This window comes from Flavobacterium cutihirudinis, assembly GCF_003385895.1.
Classification (GTDB): domain Bacteria; phylum Bacteroidota; class Bacteroidia; order Flavobacteriales; family Flavobacteriaceae; genus Flavobacterium; species Flavobacterium cutihirudinis.
On sequence record NZ_QRDQ01000011.1, the window covers coordinates 220,806 to 236,923 of the forward strand.

Annotated in this window: 15 protein-coding genes and 1 tRNA gene; 8 read left to right on the top strand and 8 right to left on the bottom strand. The window is 31.3% G+C overall.

Annotated features, from left to right (window positions below; translation table 11 throughout):
- Nucleotides 1-223: 223 nt before the first annotated feature.
- Nucleotides 224-1,186 carry an App1 family protein gene (locus tag BD847_RS17530; RefSeq protein ID WP_115889565.1) on the bottom strand — a complete coding sequence of 321 codons (963 nt, stop codon included), beginning with the start codon at nt 1,184-1,186 and terminating at the stop codon, nt 224-226.
- Between the two features lie 61 nt (nt 1,187-1,247).
- Here BD847_RS17530 and BD847_RS17535 point away from each other — a divergent pair, with 61 nt between their 5' ends.
- Nucleotides 1,248-2,117 carry a diacylglycerol/lipid kinase family protein gene (locus BD847_RS17535; RefSeq protein ID WP_115889675.1) on the top strand — a complete coding sequence of 290 codons (870 nt, stop codon included), beginning with the start codon at nt 1,248-1,250 and terminating at the stop codon, nt 2,115-2,117.
- 14 nt (nt 2,118-2,131) lie between these two features.
- On the opposite strand, the gene BD847_RS17540 is transcribed toward BD847_RS17535, so the two are convergent.
- Both BD847_RS17540 and BD847_RS17545 read right to left on the bottom strand, forming a co-directional pair.
- Nucleotides 2,132-3,277, bottom strand: a complete 1,146-nt coding sequence (locus BD847_RS17540; RefSeq protein ID WP_115889566.1) for a peptidogalycan biosysnthesis protein — start codon at nt 3,275-3,277, stop codon at nt 2,132-2,134.
- Between the two features lie 117 nt (nt 3,278-3,394).
- Nucleotides 3,395-3,883 (bottom strand): DUF1761 domain-containing protein, encoded by a 489-nt coding sequence (locus BD847_RS17545; protein WP_115889567.1) that lies wholly within the window; start codon nt 3,881-3,883, stop codon nt 3,395-3,397.
- A gap of 179 nt (nt 3,884-4,062) precedes the next feature.
- Here BD847_RS17545 and BD847_RS17550 point away from each other — a divergent pair, with 179 nt between their 5' ends.
- From BD847_RS17550 to BD847_RS17560, 3 genes are all read left to right on the top strand, one after another.
- A complete protein-coding gene (locus BD847_RS17550) occupies nt 4,063-4,920 on the top strand; it encodes a leucine-rich repeat domain-containing protein (RefSeq protein ID WP_115889568.1) in 858 nt (285 codons plus the stop codon).
- Nucleotides 4,921-5,161: 241 nt separating this feature from the next.
- Nucleotides 5,162-5,467 carry a hypothetical protein gene (locus BD847_RS17555; protein WP_115889569.1) on the top strand — a complete coding sequence of 102 codons (306 nt, stop codon included), beginning with the start codon at nt 5,162-5,164 and terminating at the stop codon, nt 5,465-5,467.
- A gap of 99 nt (nt 5,468-5,566) precedes the next feature.
- Nucleotides 5,567-6,061 (top strand): hypothetical protein, encoded by a 495-nt coding sequence (locus BD847_RS17560; RefSeq protein WP_244201632.1) that lies wholly within the window; start codon nt 5,567-5,569, stop codon nt 6,059-6,061.
- 77 nt (nt 6,062-6,138) lie between these two features.
- Here BD847_RS17560 and BD847_RS17565 read toward each other — a convergent pair whose 3' ends face one another.
- Both BD847_RS17565 and BD847_RS17570 read right to left on the bottom strand, forming a co-directional pair.
- The gene (locus BD847_RS17565; protein ID WP_115889570.1) at nt 6,139-7,233 is read right to left on the bottom strand and encodes a Ppx/GppA phosphatase family protein; all 1,095 of its coding nucleotides are present in this window, start codon (nt 7,231-7,233) and stop codon (nt 6,139-6,141) included.
- A gap of 287 nt (nt 7,234-7,520) precedes the next feature.
- A tRNA-Glu gene (locus BD847_RS17570) sits at nt 7,521-7,592 on the bottom strand.
- Nucleotides 7,593-8,219: 627 nt separating this feature from the next.
- On the opposite strand from BD847_RS17570, the gene BD847_RS17575 reads away from it, so the two are divergent.
- Entirely contained in the window at nt 8,220-8,591 is a 372-nt protein-coding gene (locus BD847_RS17575) for a hypothetical protein (protein WP_115889571.1), read from the top strand.
- 154 nt (nt 8,592-8,745) lie between these two features.
- The gene (locus BD847_RS17580) at nt 8,746-9,393 is read left to right on the top strand and encodes a hypothetical protein (RefSeq protein WP_208641814.1); all 648 of its coding nucleotides are present in this window, start codon (nt 8,746-8,748) and stop codon (nt 9,391-9,393) included.
- A gap of 287 nt (nt 9,394-9,680) precedes the next feature.
- Here BD847_RS17580 and BD847_RS17585 read toward each other — a convergent pair whose 3' ends face one another.
- The 3 genes from BD847_RS17585 to BD847_RS17595 all read right to left on the bottom strand — a co-directional run bounded on the left by BD847_RS17585 (nt 9,681) and on the right by BD847_RS17595 (nt 12,911).
- Nucleotides 9,681-11,033, bottom strand: a complete 1,353-nt coding sequence (locus tag BD847_RS17585; RefSeq protein WP_115889572.1) for a TlpA family protein disulfide reductase — start codon at nt 11,031-11,033, stop codon at nt 9,681-9,683.
- 224 nt (nt 11,034-11,257) lie between these two features.
- Nucleotides 11,258-11,797 (bottom strand): DUF3575 domain-containing protein, encoded by a 540-nt coding sequence (locus BD847_RS17590; RefSeq protein WP_115889573.1) that lies wholly within the window; start codon nt 11,795-11,797, stop codon nt 11,258-11,260.
- Nucleotides 11,798-11,885: 88 nt separating this feature from the next.
- Nucleotides 11,886-12,911 carry a helix-turn-helix domain-containing protein gene (locus tag BD847_RS17595; protein ID WP_244201633.1) on the bottom strand — a complete coding sequence of 342 codons (1,026 nt, stop codon included), beginning with the start codon at nt 12,909-12,911 and terminating at the stop codon, nt 11,886-11,888.
- 529 nt (nt 12,912-13,440) lie between these two features.
- Here BD847_RS17595 and BD847_RS17600 point away from each other — a divergent pair.
- Together BD847_RS17600 and BD847_RS17605 are read left to right on the top strand one after the other, a co-directional pair.
- The gene (locus BD847_RS17600; protein ID WP_115889575.1) at nt 13,441-15,453 is read left to right on the top strand and encodes a M13 family metallopeptidase; all 2,013 of its coding nucleotides are present in this window, start codon (nt 13,441-13,443) and stop codon (nt 15,451-15,453) included.
- A gap of 86 nt (nt 15,454-15,539) precedes the next feature.
- Entirely contained in the window at nt 15,540-16,025 is a 486-nt protein-coding gene (locus tag BD847_RS17605; protein ID WP_115889576.1) for a hypothetical protein, read from the top strand.
- The last annotated feature ends 93 nt before the right edge of the window (nt 16,026-16,118 follow it).

Here is a 16,118-nt window from a genome sequence, read left to right on the forward strand (position 1 = left end):
CATATAGCACAATTATATCTCTATGGTTAATTTATAATCTTAAATTTTCTTTTGAAAACAATTCCCCGCGAGAGGGATGGGAGCAAGCTACCGAAGTAGCGCGGACAGCCCGACAGCATTAGAGAAAGTGGGCAAATAAAGAAAAAGTAAGATCGCCCACTTTTTCTAGTGCTGTCTCGCCCAAATAATTTAGATTTTCACAACTTACATTTCACAAGAAAAACTATTTAATAATTCCAATAGACTTAGAATGCTGAATCGCTTCGCTGCTTTCTTTAAAATAACAGACAGCAACATCCAGACTTTCTAAGTTTTTCATAATTGTAGTTACTTCCGATTTTTTAGTTTTACCGGTTTGTCTGATGTAAACCGCACTTACCGTTACCGGAAATATTTTGCAGATTCGTTCATACAAAATCGGATCTTGTTGAGAGTCATCTCCCAACAAAACATATTTCAAATTGGGATAAAACTCAAGAACATGTTTTACTTTATCAAATTTATGATCGTGATTTCCGCGTCCGCTCATGAAAAAATCGGTGACGCCTCTTTTAATATCTTTCAGTAAAATTACGGCTCTTGGTAAATGATGAATCTTGGTGAATTTTACAATAAATCGATACAAATTCCATTCACTGCTTGAAACATAAAAAAAAGCATTTTCTTCTTCTCTGTTGCTTCTTCCGGCGGCACTCAATGCCTGATAATGTGATACAACATCCTTAAAGACCTTTCGATCATTTACATTTTTGAAAAGCAGAATATAGATTTTCTTGAAAATATTAGGCGTATGTGAAATCAGAAAAGTGTCGTCGATATCAGAAATAATGCCCAGTTTTCCTTTGTGTGGTCTGATAAAGCTTCCTTTTGATGTAATGATTTTACTTTCGTACTTAATGAAAACCTCATACTCAATCCAGCCAAAATGGGTTTCTTCGTCAAGCGGAATGCAGAATTTGAAATATCCATCGTCAAGTGTTTTTGTGTGGATTTCTTTATCCCGGAATTTCAAATAAACATCAAAATTTTCAAGGGTTTTTATTCTGAACTGATTGATTATTGAGCTTGCATTTTTGAAGTTTTTTTTCTGAAAATCATAATCGTAAGTTCTTTTAAAGACGTGACCCATTACAATTAATTCCTCTTCATTGGCATAACCGCGATATAATTGTAAAATAGGGTTCATTATTTACGTATATTTATGGAACTGTAAATTACTTATTTTAATTGGTATTAAAAATAAAATGTTGAAAAAGAATATCCTATTTGTTGTAAATCCGATCTCCGGAGATTTGGATAAAAGTGATTTAATCGATGCTGTAGAAGAGTTTGCGATGACGAATCATTTTGATTTGCAGGTTTTTGAAACGACTGGAAATGGCGATTTATCTAAAATACAATCATTATATAATCAATATTTGCCGGAACGTATTGTTGTAGCCGGAGGAGACGGAACTATTAAAATGGTTGCCGAAGCAATGGAACAATATGATGTAATTATTGGAATTTTGCCTGCCGGATCTGCAAATGGATTATCAGTCGATCTGAATTTACCCGATGGAATAGAGGAAAACCTGAAAATTGCTTTTTTGCATCATTATATAGAAATGGATATGATTTGTATCAATGGAAAAAAAAGTATTCATTTAAGCGATCTTGGCTTGAATGCAAATCTGGTTAAAAATTATGAGCAAAGTGATGTGAGAGGTTTTTGGGGTTATGCTTTGCAAGCTTTTACGACTTTAAAAGAATCTGAAGATCCATTTGTTGCGACAATTTCGGCGAACAATAAAACAGTTGAACATACGGCAAGAATGATTGTGATTGCAAATTCCCAAAAATACGGGACAGGAGTAATTATTAATCCGAATGGCACAATGAACGACGGAAAGTTTGAGCTTGTGATTTTAAAAAGCTTGGATTTGTTATTAATTGGGAAAATAATTACCGGAAATATGCCAATTGACTCTGATGATATTGTAATTATTTCGACGGACAAAGCCACAATAAAAACAGATTATCCTGTCAATTTTCAAATAGACGGTGAATACTGTGGGGCACAAACGACTTTGGATATTTATATTCTACACAAACAAATGAGGATAGCGGTTCCTTAATTGTCGGTTGAAATTTATTTAAACGGATTTCTTTCCTGCCATTCTGTTTTTGGTTCCAAATAATTGAATAGTTTGGCTATATTGTGATTAATAAGCGTATTGCTGTGGGTGATTAATCCATACATTTTTAGAGGCTTTGCACCAACAGAACTTTTAATTTCGAGTGCCGTTCTGGCAAAAACAACTTCTTTAAAAGAATGCTTTATCGAGTAAGCGATCATATCGTATAACATATTTAAATACAGCATTTTTTCACGTTGAATAGTTTCATCATAACCCAAAAAATAAGTATCCATAATACTTCCGTTTTTTATCAGGGTGTTGAAGCCTATTAGTTTTCCGTCTAAAAAATAACCATAAAACAAAAATTTGTCTTTCATGGTTTCTTTAAAAGTGCTAAAGTGATTTCGCGCAAGGAAAAACGTGTTGAAGGGAGCATTTTTGGCAACATGAAAATACAAGTCATAAATAACATCTTCATATTTCAAAATGTCAGATAAAGACATTTTTTGTTTTTCGATTCCATCAGCTTTTTTGCGGGCACGTTTGTATTGATCGCGATATTTTTTGGAAAGCGCATCAATATAATCTTGTTCGTTTTTCCAGCTTTCATCGATTTTAAAAATCATATTTGGCTGTGTCGAAAAAGTATAATTGTTTTTAAATTCGGTTTGTAAAGGCTTAATTTCAGAAGCTGTGAAATCTTTAATACTGGTAATATGCACTTTTTTTCCACTTGCATTCAAATTCTTTTTGAGCTGAGTTATCGCTTTGTGAAGTGTTTTAATTGCTTTGGACTGATCAGCGTTTTTATCAATAATAAAAGCATTTTGACCGGTAAGCATATTATTTCCCACAAATAATACGTGAGAAGCAAAATTTTTAAAAGCAAAATTGCGTACAGAAGTTTTTAAGCATTTATCGCGCTCGCCAAAAGATTCCAGTTTTTCAGCAAATAAAAATTGGGTTACAACAATACCTATCAGTTTTTCAGTTTCATATAAACCTATAAAATGGCAAACCATATTTACGGGACAGGAATTTTCTAGGATTTGAAGGTATTCTTTAGTTAAAAAAATATTTTCTGAACTAAGTAAATCCCAGTCGGAAGGAAGTGAAGCTGCGCGATTGTATATTTCGAAAGAAAATGTTGTATTCAAGTGTCTGAGCTAATTTTTTCAAAATTAGATAATATTTATAACAACTGAGTTTCTTTAAGTTATTATTAGTAAAAACCCGTTTGATTTTTAGTTTTCAAACGGGTTTTGTTTTGTTAATTATGCAAAAGCGCAAATAATTCCGCCCATTAACATAAGCGTCAGCATCCAGTAGCCTGCGTGTATAAAGATGTATTTCCAGGATTTTCTTTCAAATAAACCATTTATTCCAACAATTGGAAAAGCAAAAAACAATCCCGACATGAAACCATGCAAAGCGCCATGTTTGAAAGTGCGATAAGCTGTGCCATAATCGGCCATAAATGCGGCAAATGAAGGTTTAGCGTTTGCCAACATTGGAGGGCCGCCAACCATTCCGACAGCTCCAGATTGGTGTATAGTGAGCGCCATTAAGATCATTGTAATCATTAAGGAGAAAATATAAGTAAATCCAAATATTTTGAGCATGTTGCCTTTTCGGAGTTCTTCTTGTGTAAAATTATTTTCTCGCATCCAAATTGTTCCAAACACTTTTGGATGATACCAGATAAAACCAGTCGCCAATGTGACAGCGGCAGCTAAAAGTAGCGCAACGAAGTTAATTTCCATGTTATGAGGTTTTTATAATTAGTTAATCAAATTTAGTTAAAATACTCTCAACTTAAATATTTATTTTAAGTAAGTAAAATAATGTTAAATAATTATTTATCAACACTTTGTCGACAATATATGCATTATAACCATGAATTGATTACTTTTGATAGTAACAGCAAATCCCCCAATCTGCTATGAAAAACTTCGCCACATTTTTTATATTAATTGCATTTTCGTGCAATTGTTTTGCCGATGTAGTTTCAGACAAAGAGAAAGATGCTCTTCTGAAGATTTATTACGCTACAAACGGTGCAAAATGGAAAATAAAATGGGATATATCCCAGTCTGTATCGAGTTGGTACGGTGTACTTACTGAGAATGGAAGAGTGATAGGTTTAAATTTGGCAGAAAATAATCTTGAAGGTGAATTGCCAACTGCGTTTTGCGATCTTATTTATTTGATGACAGTTGATTTACATCAAAATAAACTACAAGGATCGTTGCCCGAAACGATTCAAAATTTGAAGGATCTTGAAATTTTGGACATTTCGGACAATAAATTATCCGGAACACTTCCAACAGGAATTTGCGAGTTGCAAAAATTGAAAAACCTCGAACTTTTTAGAAATAAAATTGCTGGTACATTACCATTAGGAATTGGGAATTTAAAGCAATTGGAAGTTCTGACGTTATTTAATAATGAATTTGAAGGCGCATTGCCAGTTTCATTTTATCAAATTTCAACATTAAAAGTAGTGCTTTTAAACAGCAATAAATTCAGTGGAAATTTGAGCAGTGAAATTGGGAATTTTCAAGCTTTGAAAAACTTCAGTTTGTTTGATAATAGTTTTGAAGGAGAAATCCCTTTGGGAATTGAAAAACTGCCTAATTTGTCTGAAATGAATTTGTCATATAATAAGTTCAAAGGTGCTGCTTCGAAAGAGCTTATACTTATGGATTCACTAAACCTGACAATGTTTGATGAAAACGGAAATCCTTTTTTATTGGAAATGAATGAGAATAAACAACCTGAGAATATTACCGTAAATTAATCGTGCTTATGAATGAATTGTACTCGTTGAAAAAAGTTGATTAAATATATTTAGTTAATTGTAAAAACCGTAATTCGTTACGGTTTTTTTATTGCCATTTTTTAAGGCAAGGTTTAACTTTATAAAATATTTTAACCTAACTTTTTAGGATTTTAGTTTTTTTTCATAACTTTAATTTACCTTTCAATTTGGCAATTGAAGTGACAAAAAATAATTTAACCTTTTTAATAAAAATAAGATCATGATAATACAATATCAAGGTGAACAATACGGAAAAGCTACAACATTTACAATTAGAATAATAGGTAATAATTTATCAAAAAGTAGTTCTAACTATCAAATCGATCTTTTGGTTGGAGATAAAAAAGTTCCAACTTTCACAAGTGAAATACACCAAAGTCTTTCTAATTGTTTAAAAGAAATTTATTTATTCAGAAAGTATAACGGAATAAAATTTGAAGAATCTTCAGAGAAAATAACCTCTCTTTATGTTCCTTATGACAGGGTTTTATTTAATCATAATAAATATGCTTTATTTAGAGCTTAATCTGAATTCAACTAAATATAAGACCGTCTTTTCAGGCGGTTTTTTTATATAGTTTGAAGAAAGAAGAAAGGTAAGTTTTAAAAAATAAAAAGAAACGAAATGAATATAATATTTACAGAAAAACAAAGATTTGCACAATGGTGGTTGTGGGTTCTGTTATTGGGAATAGCTTCTATTTTTGTCTGCGGAATTTACACACAACTTATTATGGGAATTACTTTTGGTGATAAGCCAATGTCAGATTCGGGACTTCTTGTGGTATCAATCGCCTATTTTATTTTTGTGTATTGCTTTTTGTCGCTAAGTCTGGAAACTACAATTACTAATGAAGGTATTAGATATCAATATTTTCCATTTGTAAACGAACAACTAAAATGGACTGAAATTAAAAGATTAGAACTTTTGAATTATGGTTTTGTTGGCTGGGGAATTAGATATAAGCCTGAATACGGAACAATTTATAACGTTTCGGGCAATAAAGGTTTGGCAATTGAATTGAATAACGGTAAAAAAGTTCTTATTGGAACACAAAAAGAAGAAGAGTTAAGTCTTCTTTTAAATTCCGAAGTTTTAAAGCAAACTTTTTTGAAGTAATTTTTTATGGAATTTTTAAAAACTAAAAAAGCTCCAGATTTCGCTGAAGCTTTTTTAAGTTGATAAAAGATCGACTATTAAAAATTAGTATTTACTTTCTTAGATCGATCAGCGATATAAGAGATTAGCCAGATTACTTGTCCTTCTTTTACAAAAAGTACTTTTTTCGATTGTAAATTAGGAATACTTTCCAGGCAAGTTTGTAATATATTATTCGCTGAAATAAGATATTGCTGGTCATAAGTGCTTAAAACTCTCGCAACTTCCTTGTTAGTTTTGGCAAGGTTGGTAAATTTCCCAAAATTATTTTTCAAAATAGCATCATAATTGATGACATCTTCCAAGGTTAAAGAAACATAATGATCTTTTACGTTTTCGTTGTAGTATAACGTTGAAAAAGCCCACACAGCGCCACCTGACAAATAGATTTTATCTTTTTTAGCCAAAGGAGGATTTGCATCCAGCATTGCTTTTACTTTTTTTCGTAAAACTGGATTAAAGTCAAATGATTTTTCCTGATAAGTCGACATATCATTGGCTTGACTTTGATTTACAACGGTCTTTTTTACTGCGTCAGTAAGTGTCATTGTTCCGAAATCAAGCTCCAAAGGAACGAACTCTAATTTGTCATCTTCAAGCTCATCAATATAACCTCCTTTAGTCGTTTGAGCACCAATATCAAGTAAAAAAGCATTAGCGAAATCAACTGGAGGCATTGCGCCTTTAACTAGTGTTTTGGCTTCTTCATTAACATTTAATACATCAAGATTTTTGTTTGTCAGTGTATTGATTTTTGCTTTTAAAACTTCAATATTGCGGGCCTGAGCAAAAACAGGTGCAGCAACTATAAATATGTTTTCTTCAAGAAGTTTGAATTCTGTTTTTATTTTTTTTAATTGATCAATAACTGTAACGCTGATTTTGTTGATGTCTTCTTGAGGAAGTTCACCTTTTTGATCAATGTGTTCAGCAAAATTAAGTCGGTCAGTAGAAAAGTAAAGGATTTTATAGTCAGCTTTTCTGATGTTGTTTACATCGACAACAGAAACTTTTATTGCTCTTCGTCCGATTTCAATTCCAGCGTAAACGCTTTTTTGAGAAAATGAATTGACAGAAAAAAATAGAGTTAAAAGGATAAAAATTAGAATTTGGGGTTTGTTTTTTGTAAGCATTGTGGATTTTAATTGTGTTGTACAGTAGTTTTAATAAAGGCTTTTACGATTTAATGCAAAAGTCGCAATTTTGGCTTAAAAATAACGGCTTTCGCTATAAGATTGCAAATTTATAAAAACATTTAGTAAAATAAACTCAGTTAAAGAGAAAACATCCTACAAAATTATTAAGGCCTAGTTCTTAGGTTAATACCAATATTCAGACGTTGTGGATGTATTGAAAAAGAGATTTAGTAATATGCGAAAACAAAAAAAGCTCCAGATCTCTCTGAAGCTTTTTTATTAAGTAGTCCGTGGGGGAATCGAACCCCCCTTACCAGGATGAAAACCTGGCGTCCTAACCGATAGACGAACGGACCTGCTTTTCTAATGCGGTGCAAAATAATGCAATTAATTTTAGAATAACAAAAAAATAAAAAACTTTTTTGCTCTAAGTTATACTGTGAAATATCATACTTGCAAATATTTTACAAGAGAGGGATTTTGTAGCGGTTTTGTACTTGTTTGATTAATAATTGGTTGTTTTTACTGTAGCAAAATGATGTGAAGATTTTTTTTACTTTTTAACTAAATAAAAAATTTTGAAAAAAAATCAAGTCGATTTCATTTTAAAGGAATTTTCTTGCGTGGTTGTAGCTGTTTTTTGATGTGCATGGTTGGATTTGATCCTAAAATATTGATTGAAAATGACGAAATAATTCTGAAATGAATCTATGATCTAAAAATTTTTGAACAAAATGAATTTTAAGTAACCAATACTTTTTAGTAAGATTTTTGATAGAAATTTAAGGCGGTTTTTTTCAGTACTAATTTGTTTTAGTAATGCCATTTTTGTTTAAATGAGGCTTTGAGTATATCTCTATTTAAATGTATTATTTGTTTGTTTTTGTTTGTTTTTTATGTTTTTTATTGCGAAAAAAATATCTTTTAGTTTTTTATGTCTAAATTTTCTTATATTTGAGAAACTTAATTTAACAAAATAACAAATGAAAAAAACAGCTTTAATTATCGCATTATTTGCTTTTGGAATTTCTTTTGGTAAAACATCTAATTTTGAGTCTTTACCAAAAAAATCGTTATTTTCCTTTTCGGAGGGTTTTTATTTTACAACTTATCCTTTTGCGTTGTATGATAAAGGAGGGAGCGATACTTGTAATCTAGGTGTGAACCTTGGAAGAACTTTATACGCAGATACCTCTACTATTACAGAAGGTACACAATTGTATACGGATTCATCTGGAACTTCAAAATGGACAGGAGGTCCTTCAACTTACTATAAGCTAGTTTCCGGGACTTCAATAGCGGTTTTTATGGTTAATTCTTCAGGAGTTGTTACCTATATGGCTTGTTGGAACTAAAAAGTCAAGTCATATTTCAAGATTAGTTTTGTTATGTAATTATAAAGCAACTGTTTGAAATATAGCTTTTAAAAATAATTTAAATAGAGGCGGGCAATGGGTCGTCTCTATTTTTGTTTTGGGTGAAATGGTGAACACATCAATTAATTAGTAAATGGAAAGTGTAACAATAAAGCAAATAATTCGGAAGTATTCGGTTTTGATATGTTTGGTCATTTCTGTGATTTTGATAATAATTGCTGCATTACTTTATCCGGGTGGCTCATTGCTTGATAAAGATTCTGTAGGGTTCGATTGGTCAAAAAATTTCATAAGCAATTTGTTTGCAGCAAAAGCGATAAACGGTTCAGAAAACCCTGGCCGTATTTGGGCAATAATTGGAATGGCATTTCAATCGGTTGGTTATGGAGTTTTTTTTATCAATATGTCAAAAAAAATAGCTTTAAGACATTGGACTACTATTTTAAAATTTATTGGTGTTGCCAACATATTATTCATTTTCTTAATTGCAACACCCTTACACGATTTAGGAACAATATCGATTGTTTTAACGTTGTTTGGTTTGTTTGTTATTACTGTATTTGTCATAAAGTCAAAACTTCATTTGTTTAAGTTTTTCTGTATTATTTGCTTATTGACTTTTTACAGTTTCTTTATCCTGTTTGGTTTTGGATATTTAGGTTTAGCAGTTATAATGCAGAAAGTCTATAACGCTAGTTCAATACTATTAATTTTAGGACTAGAGTATTTTACCAAATATGAAGACTTTATACAGATTAAATCGGGAGAACAAAAACTGTAAGTAACGAACTTGCTAAGATGTAATACAACTGATTTGAGCAATAAGCAAAATGGAAATTAGTTTCATATTTGAGATCTTATGAAAGTCCAAATAATGAGCTTAATTTTGTTGTAAGCGTATAGGTTGGTACAATTGTTCTGCTCTTGAATAAAAAAAGTTGTTTAAAATGGTATAAACAAAAAAGCCTCAGATTTCTCTGGAGCTTTTCGTAGATAGCGGGAAGTATTCAAATAGCTGACAGCCTATAAGTCATTTTGATGTAGTTACTTGTGTATCTAAATGCAGGATTATATTTTTAAGCTATTCAATAGATCAATAAGTTTAGCATCAGATGGTTTTGGCGCGCGTGCATTAACAATATTCCCATTAGGATCAAGAAGAATAAATGTTGGAACTCCCCAAACACCATAATCTTTTACGAATTTTGATTCCCATTCATTTTCTGCCAATAATTGAATCCCGCCCAATTGTTTTTCGATAACAAATTTGCTCCATTTCGGCTGATCTTTTAATGCATCAATCGAAATACTGACAAACTCAATATTTTTGCCTTTATATTGCTCTTCCACTTTTTGCAGAAATGGAATTTCTTCACGGCAAGGGCCGCACCATGTTGCCCAAAGATCAATGTAAATATATTTTCCTTTTAGGTTTTCTAAACTAGTTTTTCCTCCTTTTTGATTTTCATAATCAAATTTTGGAGACGGATTTCCGGGTTGTAATGCGTTTGTTGCATTGTAATTGTCAGTAAGTGTTTGTTTTACAACTGGATTGTTTATAATCGATAAAAATTCCCAATAGGTTTTATCATAATTCGGATTTCCTATGTTAATATCGTTTGTTGAATTTTCAATTAAACGATTTTTTATGCTTTGACTTTTTAGAGCTTTAATTTTTGGAATTGCATCTTTAGCTGAAATCATACCGGTAATACCATCTCCTTTGACACCCTCATAAAACTTGTTTAACACAATTTCTTGATATTCATTCGAAAACAAAAAATATGAATTGTTATCTAAATCTATTGTTTCGTCAATCTTTGGGTAATTTTCAGAAACTTTAAAATTATTTACTCCTCCAAATACATAATGATATTTTTTATAAAAAAGTAAATGTTTTTGCTCCAGATAATTGATGTTTATAGCTTCTTTTGTTTTGAAATTAGCATCAGTAAATTTTGTTTTGAGGTACAAATTATTAACGGAATTTTTTATTTCCTGGAGTTTTTTCAGGAATTCATTTTCGTTAAGTGTATAAAGTTCCTCATCTGGAATTACCGAAGTTATAAGCTGTTTTTTAGCAAGATATTGATTTTCTACACTTCCTTTTCCTGTAAATTTTAAAGTTGTAATTAAGTTTGTATCGTCAGCAGATAGTGTCAATTTAGAATCTTTAGATAAATATATAGAGAAACTATTTTTAGTAGTTTCAATTTTATAAATGCCATCAGATTCCAATGTTAGATTTTCAGAAAAACTGCCATCAGGTTTTAGCTTGATTTCTTTGTCTAGTAATTCTCCTTTGATTCTAATTATTCCATTTTCCGTATTCGTGATTTTACCTGAAATAGTTGTTTTCTCTTCAGAAGTTGTGAAAGAGTACAAAACTACAATAAGTAATAAAAAGAAGATTTTTTTCATTTTTTACAGCTTAAAAGGTTTAATGATAAACAAAATCTTGTTAAAAATAAGAATTATTTTCCAGCAATTAATTTCTAATATCGCATTTATTTCCTCTTCAAAAATTTTCTATTAAAAACTATTCTTTCTTTATATTTCCAGACTTAGAATAATAAACCTAATTAGTTTTTTAGAAGATTTAAAACAATAAAGCTCCAGATTTCTCTGAAGCTTTATCCTGTTTATTAAAATCTATACCCGGCACTAAGTCCAAATTTTGCAACAATAGTGTGATCTATTTTATCTGCATTGATTAATATACCGCCATAACCAACATTTGCTTCAAAAAGAAAGCCGCTTTTACTTACCCATTTCCACCCTCCTCCGGCACCGAGAGCAAAATTAATAACGTCGGGATTTTCGGTATATATGGAATGATCTTCTGAAGTGTATATTTTTTTTCCATCTGTTGAAGCTAACATTCCAAATCCTTCAACAAACCAGCCGGATGAATATTTTTTGCCAAAATATCTTCTGTAATACGGAGAGAAATAATAATTTAAATCTTTTTCATTTTTTGTGTTGTCAAAAACATTATAAAAAGAAAGTCCTAATGATGAATTATGATTTAAATGTCTTTCGTAACTCACCTGAAAAGATTGCCATAAAGGAGCAAGAGCATTCAATTTAATTTCGTTGTTTTTCTGATAAGAATCAGTTTCATTTTGAGCATTTACGGAATAAGAGGCGAACAAAATAATAAGCAATAAATAGTTTTTTTTCATAAAAAGGGATTTGAATTATTTAAGGGCAAAATTCACTCAAGAAAAATTAAAAAAGGTTTCAAAAGCTTAAAAATGTACAAATCCGTACTTATTTGTTGGTGTTTTTATATTCATTTGGTGTCTGGCCGGTCACTTTTTTAAAGGCTTTATAAAAAGTTGTTTTTGAAGTAAATCCAGATTCTAATCCCATCGTTAGTAAATTGTAGTTTTCATATTCAGAATTTGAAATCATTTCTTTGACAGCTTCAACCCGATAGTTATTAATATAATTGGCAAAGTTGTCTCCCGTTATTGTGTTTACAATTTGTGAAACATATCCAGGACTTATGCCTAGCTTTTCAGCGACTTTTTCTCGGTCTAATGTGCTATCCGTATAAATGTGCTGCTCTTTGCAAAGAAGTTCTAATTTCTGAAAATAAATATTATCTGCCGTGATGGATTCCTTAATTTCTTCGGATTTGTTATTTTCTAAAATAGGCAAATTGCTATACGAAAAAGCTAAATCTTTATTTAGAAAATCGTCAATAGCATCTTTGTGTTTGGACAATTTGTATTTGTAAATGCCAATATAAGCTGTCCAATGTGTTATAATTGTTGTAGACAAAGCCAGAATATTCATAGTAGGAGAAGTCTCGTATTGAAAAAATAAGCCAGCTAGAGCAGTAATAAGAAAAGCGAACAGCAATGTGGTAATGATGGTTAAAAAAATAATAATCCATTTTCTTTCTTCTGAATTTTTTAAATGTCTTATCATGAAATAACAGTAAATCGACAGAAACGGGATGAATGTAACAGCTAAAACAAGATGTATTAGACCCAATACATTAATTAAGCCGATGGCTGAATCAGGAATAGTATAAAATCCTGCAATACGATCAAGATCTTGTGCAATAGTAAGCGCAGCGGAATAGAAAAACGGAATGAAACACAAATAGGATCTTTGTTTCCTTTTTACATTTTCATCAATACGATTTATAATAAACAGAAATAAGAAAGCAGGTAGGAGAAAGGTCCATTCGATATGGCTGATAATGCGCAGAAAAGGATAAGCTGTAAAGGCATCTTCAACCTCAAAAACATGATTAAGTAAAATAATTGAAAGTGTAAATAGCAAATAAGCTAAAAATTTATTCGAGTTGCTATTGAAAAAGGAAGACTTTAAAAAAATGAAGCCTAAAACTATGCCCTGAAAAACAGCAATATTTAAAAGTGTTGTATAAATCAATTTTTTAGTATAAAAGTTGTTTTTAAAGTTTGTTTGTGGAATTGTGGTAATTTCTCTTTAAAACATAGTCTATTTCATACGAATTAACAGGACGAATTTATAGTAATGCAAATGATTTTCTTAGGAGATTATGAAATGATTAACTAAAAAGATTAAGAATTGTAAGGTATTCGTATTAAGAAAAAGAATAAGTCTAAAGTTATTGCAATAAGAGCAGAAGTAGATAAAGGGGGATTTTTTTGAAGATTATTATAGTAGTGATTATGCATCTTATAAGTGGTAATTCTCACAAAAACTTTAGAATTAAAAACGGAATTCTTATATTGTTCTGCTAAAATTAACGATACCAAGTGTATAAGTTTAAAAATAGCTACTTTCAAACGTTTTTCAGTTCATTTTAATAGAAATCATCTAGATTATGAAAAAACCATTAATGCTCTTTATTGTATTCTTAGCTTTTGCAGCGTGTTCAAAACATCAAGACAAAAAAAATGTTGCTATCACTGGGATAGATTCTACATTGGTTGCTGGTAATGACTTTTTTAAATATGTAAATGGCAAATGGTACGATTCTGTATCAATACCACCATCTCAAGCCGGAGTGGGTGCCTACATGTTTATGAATTTTCCGCAACGAATGCGCCTGCAAGGAATATTAGACAGTATTTCGAAAAGTGAGAATCCAGCAGGAAGTATAGCGCAAAAGGTTGGAGATTTTTATGCGTCAGGTATGGATACTGTAACTATTGATAAACGCGGTTTTACGCCTATTAAACCTTTATTGGCCAAAATTGAAGCAATTAATGATTTACCTTCCTTAATGAACTTTGTAGTTAATGAAGAAAAAGTAGGCAATTCTTCTATTATCGCTTTTGGAGTGTCACCGGATCAAAAAAACAGCAGTATGAATATTGCCGAAATCTATCAAACGGGTATTGGTTTGCCTGACAGAGACTATTATTTCAAATCAGATTCATCAACTGTTGCGATACAAAAAGCATACAAAAAATATCTTGCTGCGTTATTTCAACAAACAGGAAGTAATGCTGAAGAAGCAAAAAAGAATGCTGATTTGGTTTATGATATTGACAAACAAATGGCTGTGTCGCATAAAACAAAAGTTGAACTTCGAGATGTACAGGCAAATTACAATAAAATAGCAGTTGCGGATCTTGTAAAAAGACATCCTAATATAGACTGGACTACTTTTTTAAATAATTTAGGTGCTAAAACTGATTTTATCAATGTTGGTCAACTGGCTTATTACGATGCCCTTAATAAGCTTTTAAAAACCATTCCTATTAACAATTGGAAAATTTACCTGAAAGCAAATTCTATAGAAAGATATGCAGATGATTTAAGTAAACCTTTTGTGGACGCTTCCTTTGAATATACTAAAGTGCTTTCTGGTCAGGCTGTTCAAAAAACACGTGGCGAAAAAATGGCAAATGCCGTTGATACTTACTTAGGCGAAGCATTGGGTGAGTTGTATGTAAAGAAATATTTTTCGGAAGATGCCAAAAAACGAATGTTGGTTCTGGTGAATAATCTGCAAAAAGCATATGGCAAAAGAATTGATAATTTAGAATGGATGAGTCCTATTACGAAACAAAAAGCTAAAGAAAAATTGTTCGCCATTACTAAGAAAATAGGATATCCGGATAAATGGAGAGATTATAGCAATGTACATGTAGAAAGAAATACTTATTTTGAGAACATGGTTTCGGCTTCTGCAGCTGCATATCAATTTCAATTGGCAAAATTGGGCAAACCCGTCGATAAATCAGAATGGTATACCACGCCTCCAACCGTTACGGCATATAATAATCCTACGGCAAATGAAATTGTTTTTCCGGCTGGTATTTTGCAACCTCCATATTTTGATAATAATGCAGATGATGCGCTTAACTATGGAGGTATCGGAATGGTTATTGGTCACGAAATAACCCATACGTTTGATGATCAAGGCGCGCAATATGACAAAGATGGAAACCTGAAAAACTGGTGGACAAAAGAAGATTATGCACAGTTTAAATCAAGAATTCAACAGGTTATCAATTTGTACAGTACCTATACTGTTTTAGGTGATTTACACATTAATGGCGCAATGACAGTTGGCGAAAATACGGCAGATATTGCTGGAATAGCTGTTGCTTATGATGCTTTTAAAATGACCGAACAAGGAAAAGCAAACACAAAAATCGACGGCTTTACTCCAGACCAACGCTTCTTTATTTCTATAGCTAAAATATGGAGAGTAAAAATGAAAGACGAGTTCCTGCGTTTGTGGATTAACAATAATCCGCATTCTCCACCAAATTGGCGTGTTAATGGTCCTTTAATGAATACGACGCCTTTTTATAATGCATTTAATGTAAAACCGGGCGATAAAATGTTTTTACAGGAGAAAGATAGAATAACGATTTGGTAAACCCTAATAATGGCTTGATTTAATCCCAAACCTTTTGTAGCGACAGAACATTAGCCGTCAGTTTACAGTATTTCAATATTAAAAACATGAGAGTCAAATATTTGCCAAATTTAGGAATCGAAATTCATTCTGAAAAAATTCTTTGGAACGAATCTCGTCAAAATGTAAGAGTTAAACTTAAACAAATTCATAAAGATGATGACAAAGAATTTGATAACTCTGAATTTTTTGACGGAGATAAATCTTTCAATATAATTCAAAAGAGAGATATTTATAAAGACTTTGAAAATGAGAAAAATTTGTTTTTTTTCAATTATAATGTCGAAAACGAGCTTAGCGAAATAGAATTTCACACGGGAATTGAATTAACTATTGAAAATACAAAAATTGAGATAGGAGAAGATATAAATAGAGCAATTGAAAAATTAGAATATCTATACTTTGAAAATGATGAGGGAAATTATTTTTTCAATGAACTAAAGTTAAATATTGCGAATGATGAATATATGGGTGGCGATGGAAACAGCTTGTCTTACATCTATATAACAAAGGATGAATTAGAAAGTGAATAAATAAAAACCTAAGAGCTAACAGCTAATACAACGGATTTGGGCAATCGGCTTAATGGAAAGTTGGTTTTGTATTTGGGATGATTTAGCAAATCC

Excerpts from the sequence above, each read along its gene's own strand:
- BD847_RS17565 (WP_115889570.1), bottom strand. The coding sequence starts at position 7,233 with ATGCTTACAAAAAACAAACCCCAAATTCTAATTTTTATCCTTTTAACT.
- BD847_RS17605 (WP_115889576.1), top strand. The coding sequence starts at position 15,540 with ATGAGAGTCAAATATTTGCCAAATTTAGGAATCGAAATTCATTCTGAA.
- BD847_RS17555 (WP_115889569.1), top strand. The coding sequence starts at position 5,162 with ATGATAATACAATATCAAGGTGAACAATACGGAAAAGCTACAACATTT.
- BD847_RS17580 (WP_208641814.1), top strand. The coding sequence starts at position 8,746 with ATGGAAAGTGTAACAATAAAGCAAATAATTCGGAAGTATTCGGTTTTG.
- BD847_RS17545 (WP_115889567.1), bottom strand. The coding sequence starts at position 3,883 with ATGGAAATTAACTTCGTTGCGCTACTTTTAGCTGCCGCTGTCACATTG.
- BD847_RS17600 (WP_115889575.1), top strand. The coding sequence starts at position 13,441 with ATGAAAAAACCATTAATGCTCTTTATTGTATTCTTAGCTTTTGCAGCG.
- BD847_RS17575 (WP_115889571.1), top strand. The coding sequence starts at position 8,220 with ATGAAAAAAACAGCTTTAATTATCGCATTATTTGCTTTTGGAATTTCT.
- BD847_RS17560 (WP_244201632.1), top strand. The coding sequence starts at position 5,567 with ATGAATATAATATTTACAGAAAAACAAAGATTTGCACAATGGTGGTTG.
- BD847_RS17530 (WP_115889565.1), bottom strand. The coding sequence starts at position 1,186 with ATGAACCCTATTTTACAATTATATCGCGGTTATGCCAATGAAGAGGAA.
- BD847_RS17590 (WP_115889573.1), bottom strand. The coding sequence starts at position 11,797 with ATGAAAAAAAACTATTTATTGCTTATTATTTTGTTCGCCTCTTATTCC.
- BD847_RS17585 (WP_115889572.1), bottom strand. The coding sequence starts at position 11,033 with ATGAAAAAAATCTTCTTTTTATTACTTATTGTAGTTTTGTACTCTTTC.
- BD847_RS17550 (WP_115889568.1), top strand. The coding sequence starts at position 4,063 with ATGAAAAACTTCGCCACATTTTTTATATTAATTGCATTTTCGTGCAAT.